The organism is Stenotrophomonas sp. 86156_Sma, assembly GCF_056481625.1.
The window spans coordinates 2,352,657-2,370,452 of record NZ_CM151157.1 but is presented as its reverse complement, the minus strand read 5'-3'; the positions used below and the strand labels follow the sequence as shown (position 1 = coordinate 2,370,452).

Below are 17,796 nucleotides of genomic sequence, written 5' to 3'. Positions count from 1 at the left end.
TGCGTCGTCCGCTCACAAAAAACCCCCGGCGCGAGCCGGGGGCTTTTCGTTACCGCATCAGGCAGCGACCGTCTTGGCCACGTCCTGGTATTCCTCGATCTGGTCGAAGTTCATGTAGCGGTAGATCTCCGCACCATTGGCGTTGATCACGCCGATGTCCGCCATGTACTCCTCCTTGGTCGGGATGCGGCCCAGGCGCGAGCAGATCGCCGCCAGTTCCGCCGAACCCAGGTACACGTTGGTGTTGCGGCCCAGGCGGTTCGGGAAGTTGCGGGTCGAGGTCGACATCGCGGTGGAGCCTTCGCGGATCTGCGCCTGGTTGCCCATGCACAGCGAGCAGCCCGGCATTTCCATGCGTGCACCGGTGGCGCCGAAGGTGCCGTACACGCCTTCCTTGGTCAGCTCCGAGGCATCCATCTTGGTCGGCGGGGCCACCCATAGGCGGGTCGGCAGGTCACGCTTGCCTTCCAGCAGCTTGGCAGCCGCACGGAAGTGGCCGATGTTGGTCATGCACGAACCGATGAACACTTCGTCGATCTTGGCGCCGGCCACTTCGGACAGGGTCTTCACGTCGTCCGGGTCGTTCGGGCAGGCCACGATCGGCTCGTGGATGTCGGCCAGGTCGATCTCGATGACGGCAGCGTATTCGGCATCGGCATCCGGCTCCAGCAGCTCCGGGTTGGCCAGCCACGCTTCCATCTTCTCGATACGGCGCTGCAGCGAACGCGGATCCTGGTAACCCTCGGCAATCATCCACTTCAGCAGGGTGATGTTGCTGTTGAGGTACTCGATGATCGGCTCCTTGTTCAGGCGCACCGAGCAACCGGCCGCCGAACGCTCGGCCGAGGCGTCGGACAGTTCGAACGCCTGTTCGACCTTCAGTTCCGGCAGGCCTTCGATTTCCAGGATGCGGCCGGAGAAGATGTTCTTCTTGCCAGCCTTGGCCACGGTCAGCAGGCCCGACTTGATCGCGTACAGCGGAATCGCGTTGACCAGGTCACGCAGGGTCACGCCCGGCTGCATCTTGCCCTTGAAGCGCACCAGCACCGACTCCGGCATGTCCAGCGGCATCACGCCGGTGGCAGCGGCGAAGGCAACCAGGCCCGAACCGGCCGGGAACGAAATGCCCACCGGGAAACGGGTGTGCGAGTCACCACCGGTACCGACGGTGTCCGGCAGCAGCATGCGGTTGAGCCAGCTGTGGATCACGCCGTCGCCGGGGCGCAGCGAGACGCCGCCACGGGTGGAGATGAACTCCGGCAGGGTGTGGTGGGTCTTCACGTCCACCGGCTTCGGGTAAGCGGCGGTGTGGCAGAACGACTGCATCACCAGGTCGGCCGAGAAGCCCAGGCAGGCCAGGTCCTTCAGCTCGTCACGGGTCATCGGGCCGGTGGTGTCCTGCGAGCCGACCGAGGTCATCTTCGGTTCGCAGTAGGTGCCCGGGCGCATGCCCTGGCCTTCCGGCAGGCCACAGGCGCGGCCGACCATCTTCTGCGCCAGCGAGAAGCCCTTGCCGGTATCGACCGGCTGCACCGGCAGGCGGAACAGATCGGTCGGGGCCAGGCCCAGCGCTTCGCGCGCCTTGCCGGTCAGGCCACGGCCGATGATCAGCGGAATGCGGCCACCGGCGCGCACTTCGTCGAACAGCACTTCGGACTTGACCTGGAACTCGGCGATCACTTCACCGTTCTTCAGCGCCTTGCCTTCGTACGGACGCAGCTCGACCACATCGCCGTGCTCCATCTTCGACACGTCCAGCTCGATCGGCAGTGCGCCGGCATCTTCCATGGTGTTGTAGAAGATCGGGGCGATCTTCGAACCCAGGCAGACGCCACCGGCGCGCTTGTTCGGGATGAACGGAATGTCATCGCCGGTCCACCACAGCACGCTGTTGGTGGCCGACTTGCGCGAGGAACCGGTGCCGACCACGTCGCCGACGTAGGCGACCAGGTGGCCCTTGTCCTTCAGGTCGAGGATCTGCTGGATCGGGCCGCGCTTGCCGTCTTCTTCAGGGGTGAACGGCGCGTCGTCGCGCTTGTTCTTCAGCATCGCCAGGGCGTGCATCGGGATGTCCGGGCGGGTGGTCGCGTCCGGTGCCGGCGACAGGTCGTCGGTGTTGGTTTCGCCCGGCACCTTGAACACGGTGACGGTCAGGCTCTGCGGCACTTCCGGATTGCTGGTGAACCACTCGGCGTCGGCCCAGCTCTGCAGCACGGCCTGGGCGTTGGCGTTGCCGGCCTTGGCCTTTTCCTGCACATCGTGGAAGGCATCAAACACCAGCAGGGTCTTCTTCAGACCGTTGGCGGCGATGGTGCCGACGCTGGCATCGTCCAGCAGCTGCACCAGCGGGGCGACGTTGTAACCGCCGAGCATGGTGCCCAGCAGTTCGGTGGCGCGCTCACGGCTGATCAGCGGGTTCTGCTCGCTGCCCAGGGCGATCGCCGCCAGGTACGAGGCCTTGACCTTGGCCGCGTCATCGACGCCGGCCGGCACGCGGTGGGTCAGCAGGTCGAGCAGGAACTCGGCCTCGCCCTGCGGCGGGTTCTTCAGCAGTTCGATGACATCGGCCGTCTGCTGCGCGCTCAGCGGCAGCGGCGGGATGCCAAGCGCAGCGCGCTCGGCGACGTGGTGGCGGTAGGCTTCCAACATGACAACTCCCGGGTAATGCGTAGGTTGAAAAAAAGTGGGCTCAGGCTTGCGGCACGATCAGCTTCAGGCCCTTGAAGTAGTCGCGGTAAAACGTGTCGTTCCAGGTGATCAGGCCATCGCACTGCAGCAGTGCGTGGGCGCCGACCATGAATTCGTCCAGGCTGCGGCGGCTGCCGCTGCGCTGGCGGTGGCGGCGGTGCATCTCGCCGGCGCGCAGCGCCGACTTGGCTTCCATCGGGTTGAAGTGCACGCCCATTTCTTCCAGCGCTTCGAGCACCTCGGCACCGCCACGCAGCGATGCGCAGACCTCGGCCAGGGTCGCGCCGCAGACCACCACGCGGCCACCGACCAGGCTCTGCCTGAGGATGGCTTCCACGGCATCGGCCTGCGGGCCATTGCTGAGCAGCTCGACCAGCACCGGAGAGTCGACGGCGATCATCACGGCTTATTCCTCGTCACGCACCGCACGTACCGCTGCGTCGGACGATTCGAAACCGTCCAGCGCGAACTTGCCGCGCGCCCGTGAAATGGCATCGTCAACACTCTTGCGCAGGATGATGCGGCTGCCGTCCAGCTCGACCTTCAGCAGCGTGCCCTTGGTCAGGCCGAGGGCATCACGCACCGCCTTGGGCAGGGTGATCTGTCCGCGTTCTGCAACAGTGGCTTCCATCGGTAGGCCCTCCAGAGTATGCACAAATTATACATACTTCCCCGGGCATACTTCCACCCTGAACAGGACCGGCAACCCGCCAGCCCTTGCCTCGCAAAGGATCGGCCACAAACGTGACATACGCCATACACCTTCCCCTGTAGTCTGGAACCGATGCCGCAGGCCGGAACCCGGCCCGGATGAATCCATTCAGTCTGGGGTTCATACTGGGACCACCGGGGCCGTCAGGCCCGCGGCGACCGCAAGCAGGTCCGCCCATGCGCGGGCCACTGCAAGCCATCCGCAAGAAGGAGTTACCCCGCATGAGCGATTCGTTCTCCACCCGCAGCCAGCTGAACGTCGGCGGCAAGACCTACGACTACTTCAGCCTGCCCACGCTGGGCCAGCGCTTCGATATCTCCCACCTGCCCTACTCGATGAAGATCCTGCTGGAGAACCTGCTCCGGCACGAGGACGGCGGCATCACCGTCGGCAAGGACCACATCGAAGCCGTGGCCCGCTGGAACCCGGCGGCCGAGCCGGACACCGAAATCGCCTTCATGCCGGCGCGCGTGGTCCTGCAGGACTTCACCGGCGTGCCCTGCGTGGTCGACCTCGCCGCGATGCGCGACGCGGTGGTCAAGCTCGGCGGCTCGCCTGAGCAGATCAACCCGCAGATTCCCTCCGAACTGGTCATCGACCACTCGGTGCAGGTCGACGTGTTCGGCAAACCGGACGCGCTGGACCTCAACGGCAAGATCGAATTCCAGCGCAATCAGGAACGCTACGGCTTCCTGCGCTGGGGCCAGAAGGCCTTCGACAACTTCAAGGTAGTGCCGCCGAACACCGGCATCGTCCACCAGGTGAACCTGGAGAACCTGGCCCGCGTGGTGATGACGGCGGACAAGGACGGCAAGGCGGTTGCCTACCCCGATACCGTGTTCGGTACCGACAGCCACACCACCATGATCAACGGCATCGGCGTGCTGGGCTGGGGCGTGGGCGGCATCGAAGCGGAGGCGGCCATGCTCGGCCAGCCGTCGTCGATGCTGATCCCGCAGGTGGTCGGCTTCAAGCTGACCGGCAAGCTGCCCGAGGGCGCCACCGCCACCGACCTGGTGCTGACCGTCACCCAGATGCTGCGCAAACTGGGCGTCGTCGGCAAGTTCGTCGAGTTCTACGGTGACGGCCTGCAGCACCTGCCGCTGGCCGACCGCGCCACCATTGGCAACATGGCCCCGGAATACGGCGCCACCTGCGGCATCTTCCCGATCGACGCCGAGTCGCTGAACTACCTGCGCCTGTCCGGCCGCAGCGAAGAGCAGATCGATCTGGTTGAAGCCTATGCCAAGGCGCAGGGCCTGTGGCACGAACCGGGCAGCCCGCACGCGCAGTACAGCACCACGCTGGAACTGGACATGGGCACGGTGAAGCCGTCGCTGGCCGGCCCGAAGCGTCCGCAGGACCGCGTGCTGCTGGAAGACGTGCAGAAGAACTACCGCGAAGCCCTGGTTGGCCTGACCACCAACCGTGACAAGCGCAGCGACGATGTCTCCTCGTTCGTCAACGAAGGCGGCGGTGCGGCGGTCGGCAACGAGCAGCTGGCCAAGGGCTACGCGGACATCGAAACCGAAGGCCGCAAGGTCCGCCTGAAGGATGGTGCGGTGGTCATCGCTGCCATCACCTCGTGCACCAACACCTCCAACCCGGCGGTGATGATCGGTGCTGGCCTGCTGGCCCGCAACGCGGCCGCCAAGGGCCTGAACCGCCAGCCGTGGGTGAAGACCTCGCTCGGCCCAGGTTCGCGCGTGGTCACCGATTACCTGGAAAAGGCCGGCGTACTGAAGGAGCTGGAGAAGATCGGCTTCTACGTGGTCGGCTACGGTTGCACCACCTGCATCGGAAACTCCGGCCCGCTGCCGACCGAAGTCAGCGCCGGCATCGCCACCGGCGATCTGGTGGTCACCTCGGTGCTGTCCGGCAACCGCAACTTCGAGGGCCGCGTGCACCCCGAAGTGAAGATGAACTACCTGGCCAGCCCGCCACTGGTGGTGGCCTACGCCATCGCCGGCACCACCGACATCGACCTGACCACCCAACCGCTGGGTACCGGCAGCGATGGCCAGCCGGTGTTCCTGCGCGACATCTGGCCGAGCAACAAGGAAATCGGCGACGTCATCGCTGCCACCATCGGCCCGGAGATGTTCAAGCAGAACTACGCCGATGTGTTCAAGGGTGATACCCGCTGGAACACCATCGCTTCGCCGGACGGCAACCTGTACGAGTGGAGCGATGCCTCCACCTACATCAAGAACCCGCCGTACTTCGATGGCATGACCATGCAGACCGGCAGCATCGACGACGTGCACGGTGCTCGCGTGATGGGCCTGTTCGGCGACTCGATCACCACCGACCACATCTCGCCCGCCGGCAACATCAAGAAGGACTCGCCGGCAGGCCGCTTCCTGCAGGAGCGCGGCGTGCAGCCGGCCGACTTCAACAGCTACGGCAGCCGCCGCGGCAACGATGACGTGATGGTCCGCGGCACCTTCGCCAACATCCGCATCAAGAACCTGATGTTCGGTGGCGAGGAAGGCGGCAACACCCTGTACTACCCGGCCGGCGGCGGCCAGCCGGAGAAGCTGGCGATCTACGATGCAGCCATGAAGTACAAGGCTGACAAGGTGCCGCTGGTGGTGTTGGCCGGCAAGGAATACGGCACCGGCTCGTCGCGTGACTGGGCGGCCAAGGGCACCCTGCTGCTGGGGGTGAAGGCGGTCGTGGCCGAGAGCTTCGAGCGCATCCACCGCTCCAACCTGGTCGGCATGGGCGTGCTGCCGCTGCAGTTCCGCAACGGTGAAAACGCACAGAGCCTGGGCCTGGACGGTTCGGAAGTGATCGACATCACCGGCCTGCAGGACGGTGCCAGCAAGCGTGCCACCGTCACCGCGACCAAGGCCGACGGCACCAGGAAGACCTTCGAAGTCTCGGTGATGCTGCTGACCCCGAAGGAAGTCGAGTACTTCCGCCATGGCGGCCTGCTGCAGTACGTGCTGCGCCAGCTGGCAGCCAAGTAACTGGTAGCGCCGGGCCATGCCCGGCGGATCCCGGAAGCAAACGCAAAGGGCCGGATCCTCACAGATCCGGCCCTTTGCTTTCGCGTTTGCCGGGCAGGGCCCGGCGCTATCTACCGCCGCGGTGCGTCCGGGTCGGTGCGCAGGGCCTTCAGCAGGCCCCACATGTAGAACGCCAGGGTGAAGGAGAACGGCAGGCCGCACAGCACCACTGCCGTCTGCATCGCGCTGAAGTTGCCGGCCAGCAGCAGGCCGACGCTGGCCACGGTGATGCCGGCCGCCCAGAACACGCGCAGCCAGATCGGCGCGTCGTGGCCATCCTCCACGCCGTCGTCAACGCGACGGGTGCACAGGTTGGCGATCATCAGCGTGCCCGAATCGACCGGGGTCAGGAACAGCACGAAGCCGATCACCACCGCGGCACCGGCCACGTACGGCGCGGCGGGCAGGTACTCCAGCAGCTTGAACAGCGTCATCGCCGCATCATGCTTGGCCACGTCACCCAGGATCGCCTGGCCGTGGTTGAGCACCAGATCGATAGCCGTGTTGCCGAAGATCGACAGCCACGCCAGGGTGAAGCCGAGCGGGATCAGCAGCACGCCCATGATCACTTCGCGGATGGTGCGGCCACGCGAGATGCGCGCTACGAAAAGACCGACGAACGGCGCCCAGGCGATCCACCACGCCCAGTAGAACAGCGTCCACGAGCCCATCCACTCACGGCCCTTCGGGTCGTTGAGGTACATGTCGAAGCTCTTGCGCACGAATGCGCCGAGATAATCGCCGGTGTTCTGGATCAGACCATCGAACAGGTGCAGGGTCGGGCCGGTGACCAGCACGAACAGCAGCAGGCCGCACAGCAGGCGCACGTTGAGGTTGGAGAGCCAGGCAATGCCCTTCTCCACACCGGCCACCACGCCGATGGTGGCCACCACCATCATCACCAGCACGATCGCCACCAGCACCTGCGGCGTATCCGGGATGTGGAACAGGTAGACCAGGCCGGACTGCACCACCAGCGCGCCGATGCCGAGGTTGGTCACCATCGAGATCAGCGTGGCGAGGATGCCGAAGCCATCGACCATGTCGCCGATGCGGCCATGGATGCGCTCACCGAAGATCGGGTACAGCGCCGAGCGCAGCGCCAGCGGCAGGTCGCGGCGGTAGGCGAAATAGCCCAGCGCCACGCCGACCAGCGCATACAGCGCCCAGCCGTGCAGGCCCCAGTGCAGGAAGGTCAGCACCATCGCCTCGCGGCCGGCGGCCACGGTCCCGCCGGGCTGCCCGGGCGGATTGAGGAAGTGGTCCAGCGGCTCGTAGGCGCCGTAGTACAGCAGCGCGATGCCGATGCCGGCCGAGAACAGCATCGACACCCAGGCCACGTAACCGAAGGCCGGTGATTCCTCGTTGTGGCCCAGGCGGATGCGGCCATACGGTGAGAACGCCAGCCACAGCACGAAGCCCAGGCACAGCACGATCAGCAGCATGTACCACCAGCCGAACGCCGCCGAGACTTCGGCCTGCGCCCACTGCAGCCAGTGCTCACTGCTTTCGGGATAGAGAACGGTAAGCAGCCCGAGGATGCCGATCGACACCGAGGAGCTGAAGAAGACAAAACGGTTCAAGCGCAGGGGCGAACGCTTGGGATGAGCCAGGGAAGACATGGGGTCGTCTCATCAAGTCCGAGGGGGCACATGGGCGGGGCCGGACCGGTAAACCGGGCCCATGGCGTGGGGCGCGAGCGCATCCTAGGGTTTATTGATTGAACGTTCAATCAATAAAAAGCATAATGGCGGGCAGCCCGATCCTTCGGGTCGCAATCCGTGGAGAGACAATGCCGAAGAAAGGCGTGGAACCGGTACGGCGCGAACAGCTGATCCGGGCCACTTTCCAGACCATCGACGAGATCGGCATGGCCGATGCGACCGTCGCCACCATCGCGAAGAAAGCAGGGCTGTCCAGCGGCATCGTCGCCCACTACTTCGGCGACAAGGACGGCCTGCTCAATGCTGCAATGCGGCAGATCCTGCGTGAACTGAAGGACGCGGTCGCCCGCTACCGTGCCGACGCTGGTGACGACCCGCGCGAGCAGCTGCGCGCCATCGTCGATGGCAACTTCGACGACAGCCAGATCAACGGCACCGCGATGCGCGTCTGGCTGACCTTCTGGGCCGCCAGCATGCACCAGCCGGAACTGGCCCGGCTGCAGCGCGCCAACGACCAGCGCCTGTTCTCCAACCTGTGCCACCAGTTCAACCGCCTACTGCCCCACCCGCAGGCCCGCCTGGCCGCCCGTGGCCTGGCAGCGATGATCGACGGCCTCTGGCTGCGCGGCAGCCTGGTCGGCGGCCAGTTCAACGCCGAGAAGTCCCGGCGCATTGCTTACGGCTACATCGACTTCCAGTTGCAGGCTGTCGCGCTATAAGCGCTTCAGCACCCGCCCCCTTCCAAGGAGTACGCCCCATGACCACCCTGCCCGTCCAACAGCTCTACATCCACGGCCAGCGCGTCGATGCCAGCAGCGGCAAGACCTTCAGGACCGTGAACCCGGCCACCGGTGACGTGATCGCTGAAGTGCAGGTCGCCAGCCAGGCCGACGTCGAACGCGCCGTGCAGAGCGCGGCCGAAGGCCAGAAGGTGTGGGCGGCGATGACTGCCATGGAGCGTTCGCGCATCCTGCGCCGCGCCGTCGAGATCCTGCGCGAGCGCAACGACGAACTGGCGCACCTGGAAACCCTGGACACCGGCAAGGCGCTGGCCGAAACCACCACCGTGGACATCGTCACCGGCGCCGACGTGGTCGAGTACTACGCCGGCCTGGCCACCGCCATCGAAGGCATCCAGCTGCCGCTGCGCGAATCGAGCTTCTTCTACACCCGCCGCGAGCCGCTGGGCGTGGTCGCCGGCATCGGCGCCTGGAACTACCCGATCCAGATCGCCATGTGGAAGTCGGCCCCGGCCCTGGCCGCCGGCAACGCGATGGTGTTCAAGCCGTCCGAAGTGACCCCGCTGACCGCGATCCGCCTGGCCGAGATCTACACCGAAGCCGGTGTGCCGGCCGGCGTGTTCAACGTCGTGCAGGGCCCGGGCCGCGAGATCGGCCAGTGGCTGACCGAGCACCCGGTGATCGAGAAGATCTCCTTCACCGGCGGCGTCGCCACCGGCAAGAAGGTCATGGCCAGCGCCGCATCCTCGTCGCTGAAGGAAGTGACCATGGAGCTGGGCGGCAAGTCGCCGCTGGTGATCTGCGATGACGCCGACCTCGACCGCGCCGCCGACATCGCGGTGATGGCCAACTTCTTCAGCTCCGGCCAGGTCTGCACCAACGGCACCCGCGTGTTCGTGCCGCGCACCATGCTGGCCGCGTTCGAAGCCGCCGTGGTCGAGCGCGTCAAGCGCATCCGCATCGGCGACCCGATGGCCGCCGAGACCAACTTCGGCCCGCTCACCAGCTTCCCGCACATGGAAAACGTGCTGCGCTACATCGAAAGCGGCAAGGCCGAAGGCGCTCGCCTGCTGACCGGCGGCGGCCGTGCCACCGAAGGCGCGCTGGCCAATGGCGCCTACGTGCTGCCGACCGTGTTCTCCGACTGCCGCGATGACATGACCATCGTCAAGGAAGAGATCTTCGGGCCGGTGATGAGCATCCTCGCCTACGACGACGAAGACGAAGTGGTGCGTCGTGCCAACGACACCACCTTCGGCCTCGCCGCTGGCGTGGTCAGCAAGGACGTCAGCCGCGCCCACCGCATCATCCACCGCCTGGAAGCCGGCATCTGCTGGATCAACACCTGGGGCGAATCACCGGCCGAAATGCCGGTCGGCGGCTACAAGGAATCCGGCGTCGGCCGTGAGAACGGCCTCTCCACCCTCGGCCACTACACCCGCATCAAGTCGGTGCAGGTGGAACTGGGCGACTACGCCAGCGTGTTCTGATCGGCGCGCCCCGAGCGCGCACCTTCGTCCGGCCACTGCGCCGATCCGACATTCCGCCGGGACGCCTGCATGCAGCGCGCCCCGGCCTGCAGGAGACACCCATGAGCACCCATAACGAGTACGACTACATCATCATCGGCGCCGGTTCGGCCGGCAACGTGCTGGCCACCCGCCTCACCGAAGATGCCGATGTCAGCGTGCTGCTGCTGGAAGCCGGTGGCCCGGACTACCGGCTCGACTTCCGTACCCAGATGCCGGCGGCGCTGGCCTTCCCGCTGCAGGGCAAGCGCTACAACTGGGCGTACAAGACCGATCCCGAGCCCTTCATGAACAACCGCCGCATGGACTGCGGCCGTGGCAAGGGGCTGGGTGGCTCGTCGCTGATCAACGGCATGTGCTACATCCGCGGCAACGCGATGGACTACGACAACTGGGCCAGCATGCCCGGCCTGGAAGACTGGACCTACCTGGACTGCCTGCCGTACTTCCGCAAGGCCGAAACCCGTGACATCGGCCCCAACGACTACCACGGTGGCGAAGGTCCGCTGCGCGTGACCACGCCGAAGGCCGGCAACAACGAACTGTTCGCTGCGATGGTCGAGGCCGGCGTGCAGGCCGGCTACCCGCGCACCGACGACCTCAACGGCTACCAGCAGGAAGGCTTCGGCCCGATGGACCGCACGGTGACCCCGAAGGGCCGTCGTTCCAGCACCGCCCGCGGCTATCTGGACCTGGCCAAGCCGCGCCCGAACCTGACCATCGTCACCCACGCGCTGACCGACCGCATCCTGTTCTCGGGCAAGCGTGCGGTGGGCGTGCAGTGGCTGCACAACGACCAGCCGCAGCGTGCCACCGCCCGCCGCGAAGTGCTGCTGTGTGGCGGCGCCATCGCCTCGCCGCAGATCCTGCAGCGCTCGGGCGTCGGCCCGGCCGACCTGCTGCGCAGCCTGGACATCGACCTGGTGCACCACCTGCCGGGCGTCGGCGCCAACCTGCAGGATCACCTGGAGATGTACCTGCAGTACGAGTGCAAGAAGCCGGTGTCGCTGGCCCCGGCACTGAAGCTGTACAACCAGCCGGCGATCGGTGCCGAGTGGCTGTTCCTGGGCACCGGCATCGGCGCCAGCAACCAGTTCGAGGCCGGTGGCTTCATCCGCAGCGACGCCGAGTTCGACTGGCCGAACCTGCAGTATCACTTCCTGCCGGTGGCGATCAATTACAACGGCTCCAACCCGATCAAGGCGCACAGCTTCCAGATGCACGTCGGTTCGATGCGCTCGCCCAGCCGCGGCCGCATCCACGTGCGTTCGAAGGATCCGCGCGAACATCCGAGCATCCTGTTCAACTACATGTCGCACGACCAGGACTGGCGCGAGTTCCGCGCGGCGATCCGCATCACCCGCGAGATCTTCGCGCAGCCGGCACTGGCGCCGTACAGCGGCCGCGAGATCTCGCCGGGCAGCGCACTGCAGACCGATGCGCAGATCGATGCGTTCGTCCGCGAGCATGCCGAGACCGCCTACCACCCGTCGTGCTCGAACAAGATGGGCCATGCCGATGACCCGATGGCGGTGGTCGACGGCCAGGGCCGCGTGCACGGGCTGGAAGGCCTGCGCATCGTCGATGCCTCGATCATGCCGCAGGTGGTGACCGGCAACCTCAACGCACCGACCATCATGATGGCCGAGAAGCTGGCCGACGTGATCCGTGGCCGCACCCCGCTGGCCCGCAGCACCGCGCCGTACTACAAGGCCAACGGCGCACCGGTACGCAAGCAGGGCTGACGCAAGCGCCCCGCTTGGGGCCACGGTAGTGCCGGCCGCTGGCCGGCATCCACCGGAATCCCGATCGAGCGCAGATGCCGGCCAGCGGCCGGCATTACCAAGCAAAGAGGCCCCTCGGGGCCTCTTCGCGTTTTCCCTACGGCGGGGTATGCTGCAATGAACGGCCATTGTCGATACGCTCAGGGCCGTAACCTAAAACATCACGATTCCTGGAGGGGGAATATGAGTCTGGATCGTCCCTGGCTGCAGAGCTATCCGAAAGGCGTTCCCGCCGAAATCGACGTCAACGAATTCCATTCGGTCGCCTCGGTCTTCGACGCTTCCGTCGCGAAATTCCGCGACCGTCCCGCCTACTCCAGCTTCGGCAAGGTCCTCACCTATGGTGAGACGGACGCGCTGGTCACCCAGTTCGCCGCCTACCTGCTGGGTGAGCTCAAGCTCAAGAAGGGTGACCGCGTCGCCCTGATGATGCCCAACTGCCTGCAGTACCCGGTGGCCACCTTCGGCGTGCTGCGCGCCGGCCTGACCGTGGTCAACGTCAACCCGCTGTACACCGCGCGCGAACTCAAGCACCAGCTGGTTGATGCCGGCGTCAGTGCCCTGGTGGTGGTCGACAACTTCGGCGACACCGTCGAACAGGTCATCGCCGATACACCGGTCAAGCACGTGGTCACCACCGGCCTGGGCGACCTGCTCGGCGCCAAGGGCGCGATCGTCAACTTCGTGCTGAAGTACATCAAGAAGATGGTGCCCAACTACCACATCAAGGGCGCCGTCCGCTTCAAGCAGGCGCTCAAGCTGGGCAGCCGCCACGCGCTTCCGGCGGTCGAGATCGACCACGACGACATTGCCTTCCTGCAGTACACCGGCGGGACCACCGGCGTGGCCAAGGGCGCGATGCTGACCAACCGCAACCTGATCGCCAACATGCAGCAGGCGTCGGCGTGGCTGTCCACCTCGGGCATCGAGCCGGGCAAGGAAGTGATCATCACCGCCCTGCCGCTGTACCACATCTTCGCGTTGACCGCGAACGGGCTGGTCTTCATGAAGTTCGGTGGCTGCAACCACCTGATCACCAACCCACGCGACATGAAGGGCTTCGTCAAGGAGCTCAAGGGCACCCGCTTCACCGCCATCACCGGCGTCAACACGCTGTTCAACGGCCTGCTCAACACCCCGGGCTTCGACGAGATCGACTTCTCTTCGGTCAAATTCACCCTGGGCGGCGGCATGGCGGTGCAACGTGCCGTGGCCGAACGCTGGAAGAAGGTCACCGGCGTGACCCTGGTCGAAGCCTATGGCCTGACCGAGACCTCCCCCGCGGCCTGCATCAATCCGCTCACCCTGCCCGAGTACAACGGTGCCATCGGCCTGCCGATCCCGTCCACCGATGCCTGCATCAAGGACGACAACGGCAACATCCTGGCGCTGGGCGAAGTGGGCGAGCTGTGCATCAAGGGCCCACAGGTGATGAAGGGCTACTGGCAGCGTCCGGAAGAAACCGCCACCGCCATCGATGCGGACGGCTGGCTGCACACCGGCGACATGGCGAAGATGGACGAACAGGGCTTCTTCTACATCGTCGACCGCAAGAAGGACATGATCCTGGTGTCCGGCTTCAACGTGTACCCGAATGAGGTCGAAGACGTCATCGCGATGATGCCGGGCGTGCTGGAAGTCGCCGCCGTCGGTGTCCCGGACGAAAAGTCCGGCGAAGTGGTCAAGGTCGTGATCGTGAAGAAGGACCCGAACCTGACCGCGGAAATGGTCAAGGAACATGCGCGGGCAAACCTGACCGGTTACAAGCACCCCAGAATCGTAGAATTCCGAAAGGAGCTGCCGAAGACCAACGTCGGCAAGATTCTCCGTCGCGAGCTGCGTGATACGCCCGCCCAGTAAGGGTTTCCGGGCAACGGGAGAGTACAGGGACCCCGCCGGAGACGGCGGGGTCTTTTTATTACCGGAACATGGCCGGTACAGCGCTTGCGGGCGGTTCACGACGGGTGCATAGAATCAGTCGCCGCCGCACGTTCAGCCCGCCCCCTCACTCCTCTCCGTCCGCTCTGCGGTTGGCCGGACGGTCACACGGAGAACTCCCATGTCCGCAGTACGCCCCATCATCACCCGTCCCTCGCAGCACCCTACCCTGCGTATCACCGAAGAACCCGAGCGGGATGTCTACTGGATCCACATGCACGCCAACCTGGTCAACCAGCCGGGCCGGCCGTGCTTCGCCTCGCGTCTGGTCGATGACATCGTCGACTACCAGCGCGAACTGGGCGATCGCCTCAGCGCCTCGCACGCTCTGTCACCCCATGTCGTTCTTGCCTCGGACAGCGACGTGTTCAACCTGGGTGGCGATCTCGAACTGTTCTGCCGCCTGATCCGCGAGGGCGACCGTGCCCGCCTGCTCGACTATGCCCAACGCTGCGTGCGCGGCGTGCATGCCTTCCATGCCGGCCTGGGCACCCGTGCCCACAGCATCGCCCTGGTCCAGGGCAATGCACTGGGTGGCGGCTTCGAGGCCGCACTGAGCTGCCACACAATCGTCGCCGAGGAAGGCGTGCTGATGGGCCTGCCCGAGGTGCTGTTCGACCTGTTCCCGGGCATGGGCGCCTACTCCTTCCTGTGCCAGCGGATCAGCCCGCGCCTGGCCGAGAAGATCATGCTGGAAGGCAACCTCTACACCGCCAGCCAGCTGAAGGAAATGGGCCTGGTCGACATCGTGGTGCCGGTGGGCGAAGGTGTTGCCGCGGTCGAACAGGTGATCAAGGAAAGCCGGCGCATTCCGCACGCGTGGGCGGCGATGCGTGAGGTCAACGAGATCGCCACCATGGTGCCGCTGCATGAAATGATGCGGATCACCGAGATCTGGGTGGACACCGCCATGCAGCTCGGCGAGAAGTCCCTGCGCACCATGGATCGGCTGGTACGGGCGCAGGCCCGGCGCAATGGCGACCCGGCCTGACCGTCTGGCGGGTCAGGACGGGCTGCGCTCGCTGTCGTCGCGGTGCGATGCTCCCGCACTACGGGCAGCCAACGCATTCCTGCCGTTGCGCAGGGCGGTCGCCAGGCTGCCGAGGCGGGCGTTCCATTCCCCCTTCAGCTGCCAGTCCGCCATGCGCATGATTTCGCCACTGGAGGCGGCAACCTGGACAAGCCCCAGGTTGCTCGCCACACCGCGCAGCGCGTGTGCGTGCTCGCGGAAATCCTCCCAGGCCTGGCGCTCGCCGCAGCCCTGCAGCTGGCCCATGCTCGCGTCGACGTCCGCCAGGCACTGGTCGATGAACTTGCGTTCGAAGCCATCGCCCATGCCCAGCGACGCCAGCTCGTCCAGCACCGCGGTATCGAGCACGCCATCGCCAACCGGCAATGCCGGCACCGACTGGATGCCGGACTCGGCGCGGGTATTGGCGGCGACATCGGCCAACACTTCCAGCAGACGGGTGGCCACCACGGGCTTGGCAAGGAAGGCGCGGGCACCGGCCTGCTCGCAACGCAGGATGGACTCGGGGGTGACGTCTGCGCTCAACACCATGACCGGAACGTAAGGCATCCCACTGGCCTGCATCACCCGCAACTGCTTGAGCAGGTCCAGTCCGCTCATGCCGGGCATGTGCAGATCGACGATCGCTGCGTCGTAACTGGCCTGCTCCAACGCATCGAGCACTTCGGCGCCGCCATTGACGCAGGTGACCTTGTGGCCGGCCTTCTCCAGCAACCGCTGCAGCACCATGCGGTTGGCTTCGTGGTCGTCGGCCACCAGCACCCGCAGGCTGCGCACCCGCGCACGATGGCGCAGGAAGGGATTGGAGAACGCGATGACATTGCCGGCTTCAGCCACCTCGGACGGAACCGCCGGGGCTGATGAAGTGTCTGCGACGTCCAGCGTGATCTCGACCCAGAACACGCTGCCGCGCGGGCTGTTCGGCGCATAACCGACCTGCCCGCCCATCGACTCGACCAGGCCCTTGGCAATGGCGGTGCCCAGACCGGTGCCTTCATGGCGGCGGGCCAGGCCGACATCGCCCTGCTCGAAGGCATTGAACAGCCGGCCGCGCAGCGCCACCGGCACGCCGATGCCGCTGTCGACGATCTCGAATCGCAGGCGCATCCGCTCGCTGCCCAGCACATCGGGGCTGGACACGCGCAGATGCACGTAGCCGCTGTCGGTGAACTTGACCGCGTTACCCATCAGATTGAGCAGGATCTGCTGCAGATGACCGGCATCACCCAGCAGGCGCGGCGGCACGTTGTCATCCACCTGCACGCGATAGTCCAGCGATTTGGAGCGGGTCTGCGGGGTCAGGATCAGGTTGATCGCCTGCAGCACGTCGGCCAGCGCGAACTCGTGCCACTCCACGCGCACCTTGCCGGCTTCGATCGCGGAGATGTCCAGCACCTCTTCCACCAGCGCCAACAGGCTGCGGGTCGAGGCCTGGATGGTGTTCAGGCACTCGCGCTGTTCGTCGTCCAGGCGGGTGGTGGCCAGCACTTCGGTCATGCCGGCCAGCCCGTTCAATGGCGTGCGGAACTCATGGCTCATGTTGGCCAGGAAACGGCTCTTGGCTTCGTTGGCCTGGCGCGCCTCTGCCACCGCCCGGGTCAAGGCATGCAGCAGCGAATCGAAGTACAGCGGAATCGCGCCCAGGCCCAGCAGCAGCCCCCAGCCCAGATAGTCGTGGCCGCGCCAGTACGGCGACAGCATCACCGTGCACAGGAAGGCCAGGCAGCCCATGGCCGTGGCCACGCGCAGGTAGGTGCTGCCGTAGCGCATGCCGTTGCCGATCGTGACCCACAGCATCACCGCATACAGCGGTGCCGCCGGCTCACCCTGGATGGTCATGATCCAGGCCATGCAGGTGTAGTCGGTCAGCATGCCGATCACCCGGCGCACATGCGACACACCCGGATTGACCAGGATCGCGGTCAGCAGGCCGGCGGAAATGGTCAGCTCGAAGGCGAGGATCAGCCACGTCGCAGTCAATGCCTCACCGCCGCCGCTCAGCGAGCGCCAGCCGAGATAGCTGATGAACAGCGCCGTGATGATGATGCGGATCAGGTTCTGCGCGTGCTCGCTGTCCTCGCGCCCGGACAGGCGTTGCTTGAAGCGTGCCAGCAGCGAGCGCTTGTCGGAGCCAGCGGCGGGAGTCGTATCCATGGTCGGATGTCGCATCCTTCGGCGCAGCAGGGAGGAGCAGCACAACGGTACTGCCAGCAACCCCAACCACAGGGAAATGGCCAGCCCCAGGTTGGCCTGCCAGTAAGGGGTCAACAGCACGGTGGTGCCGAAACTGACCATCGCCAGCACGATGGCAGCGGCCAGGTAACGCGGCCCGAAGCGCAGGCCGTTGCCCACCGTGACCCACATCACCACCGCATACACCCACGCCAGCGGCTCACCCATCTGGATCATGCCGACCGCGATCAGGCCGTAGTCGGCCAGCATCCCGGCCACCCGCCGCGGATCGGAGCGCTCCGGCTTCCACAGCAACCAGCCAATCAGCAGCAGTGACAGGCCCAGCCCGGTCAGCACCGTTGCCAGCACGCCCTGGTATTGATCCAGCCGATGCAGACGGGCACCGGACAACAGCACATAGACCAGGATCAGCGAGATCAGCACCACCCGCACGATCGCCTGGCCATGTTCCGAATCCGGACGCTGCGCCAACCGGCGCTTCACGCGTGCGAACAGGTCCTGCAT

The 17,796-nt window shown here is 65.8% G+C and carries 11 protein-coding genes; 6 read left to right on the top strand and 5 right to left on the bottom strand.

Features of this window, described 5'->3' with window-relative positions; genetic code table 11:
- Positions 1–57 precede the first annotated feature (57 nt).
- From acnB to ACZK33_RS11090, 3 genes are read right to left on the bottom strand one after another with little or no spacing between them, the layout of a single operon-like run.
- On the bottom strand, positions 58–2,649 hold the full coding sequence (gene acnB, locus ACZK33_RS11100; protein ID WP_049463414.1) for a bifunctional aconitate hydratase 2/2-methylisocitrate dehydratase: 2,592 nt from the start codon (positions 2,647–2,649) through the stop codon (positions 58–60).
- Between the two features lie 40 nt (positions 2,650–2,689).
- Positions 2,690–3,088, bottom strand: a complete 399-nt coding sequence (locus ACZK33_RS11095; RefSeq protein WP_008267153.1) for a type II toxin-antitoxin system VapC family toxin — start codon at positions 3,086–3,088, stop codon at positions 2,690–2,692.
- A gap of 6 nt (positions 3,089–3,094) precedes the next feature.
- Complete coding sequence (locus tag ACZK33_RS11090; protein WP_005409505.1) at positions 3,095–3,319, bottom strand: AbrB/MazE/SpoVT family DNA-binding domain-containing protein; 225 nt, start codon at positions 3,317–3,319, stop codon at positions 3,095–3,097.
- A 302-nt stretch (positions 3,320–3,621) separates the two neighbouring features.
- Here ACZK33_RS11090 and acnA point away from each other — a divergent pair, with 302 nt between their 5' ends.
- A complete protein-coding gene (acnA, locus tag ACZK33_RS11085; RefSeq protein ID WP_182267752.1) occupies positions 3,622–6,375 on the top strand; it encodes an aconitate hydratase AcnA in 2,754 nt (917 codons plus the stop codon).
- A gap of 110 nt (positions 6,376–6,485) precedes the next feature.
- On the opposite strand, the gene ACZK33_RS11080 is transcribed toward acnA, so the two are convergent.
- Entirely contained in the window at positions 6,486–8,036 is a 1,551-nt protein-coding gene (locus tag ACZK33_RS11080) for a BCCT family transporter (protein ID WP_423175008.1), read from the bottom strand.
- Between the two features lie 170 nt (positions 8,037–8,206).
- Between ACZK33_RS11080 and betI the strand changes: the two genes are divergently transcribed.
- From betI to rpfF, 5 genes are all read left to right on the top strand, one after another.
- Positions 8,207–8,797 (top strand): transcriptional regulator BetI, encoded by a 591-nt coding sequence (betI, locus tag ACZK33_RS11075; RefSeq protein ID WP_005416394.1) that lies wholly within the window; start codon positions 8,207–8,209, stop codon positions 8,795–8,797.
- Positions 8,798–8,835: 38 nt separating this feature from the next.
- On the top strand, positions 8,836–10,308 hold the full coding sequence (betB, locus tag ACZK33_RS11070; protein WP_423175007.1) for a betaine-aldehyde dehydrogenase: 1,473 nt from the start codon (positions 8,836–8,838) through the stop codon (positions 10,306–10,308).
- A gap of 101 nt (positions 10,309–10,409) precedes the next feature.
- Positions 10,410–12,092 (top strand): choline dehydrogenase, encoded by a 1,683-nt coding sequence (gene betA / locus ACZK33_RS11065; protein WP_014037074.1) that lies wholly within the window; start codon positions 10,410–10,412, stop codon positions 12,090–12,092.
- 222 nt (positions 12,093–12,314) lie between these two features.
- Positions 12,315–13,991 carry a long-chain fatty acid--CoA ligase gene (locus tag ACZK33_RS11060; RefSeq protein ID WP_049399434.1) on the top strand — a complete coding sequence of 559 codons (1,677 nt, stop codon included), beginning with the start codon at positions 12,315–12,317 and terminating at the stop codon, positions 13,989–13,991.
- Positions 13,992–14,190: 199 nt separating this feature from the next.
- Positions 14,191–15,060 carry a diffusible signal factor synthase RpfF gene (rpfF, locus tag ACZK33_RS11055; protein WP_012480080.1) on the top strand — a complete coding sequence of 290 codons (870 nt, stop codon included), beginning with the start codon at positions 14,191–14,193 and terminating at the stop codon, positions 15,058–15,060.
- A 12-nt stretch (positions 15,061–15,072) separates the two neighbouring features.
- Here rpfF and ACZK33_RS11050 read toward each other — a convergent pair whose 3' ends face one another.
- Positions 15,073–17,796: a response regulator gene (locus ACZK33_RS11050; RefSeq protein WP_423175006.1), complete on the bottom strand. Its 2,724-nt coding sequence runs from the start codon at positions 17,794–17,796 to the stop codon at positions 15,073–15,075.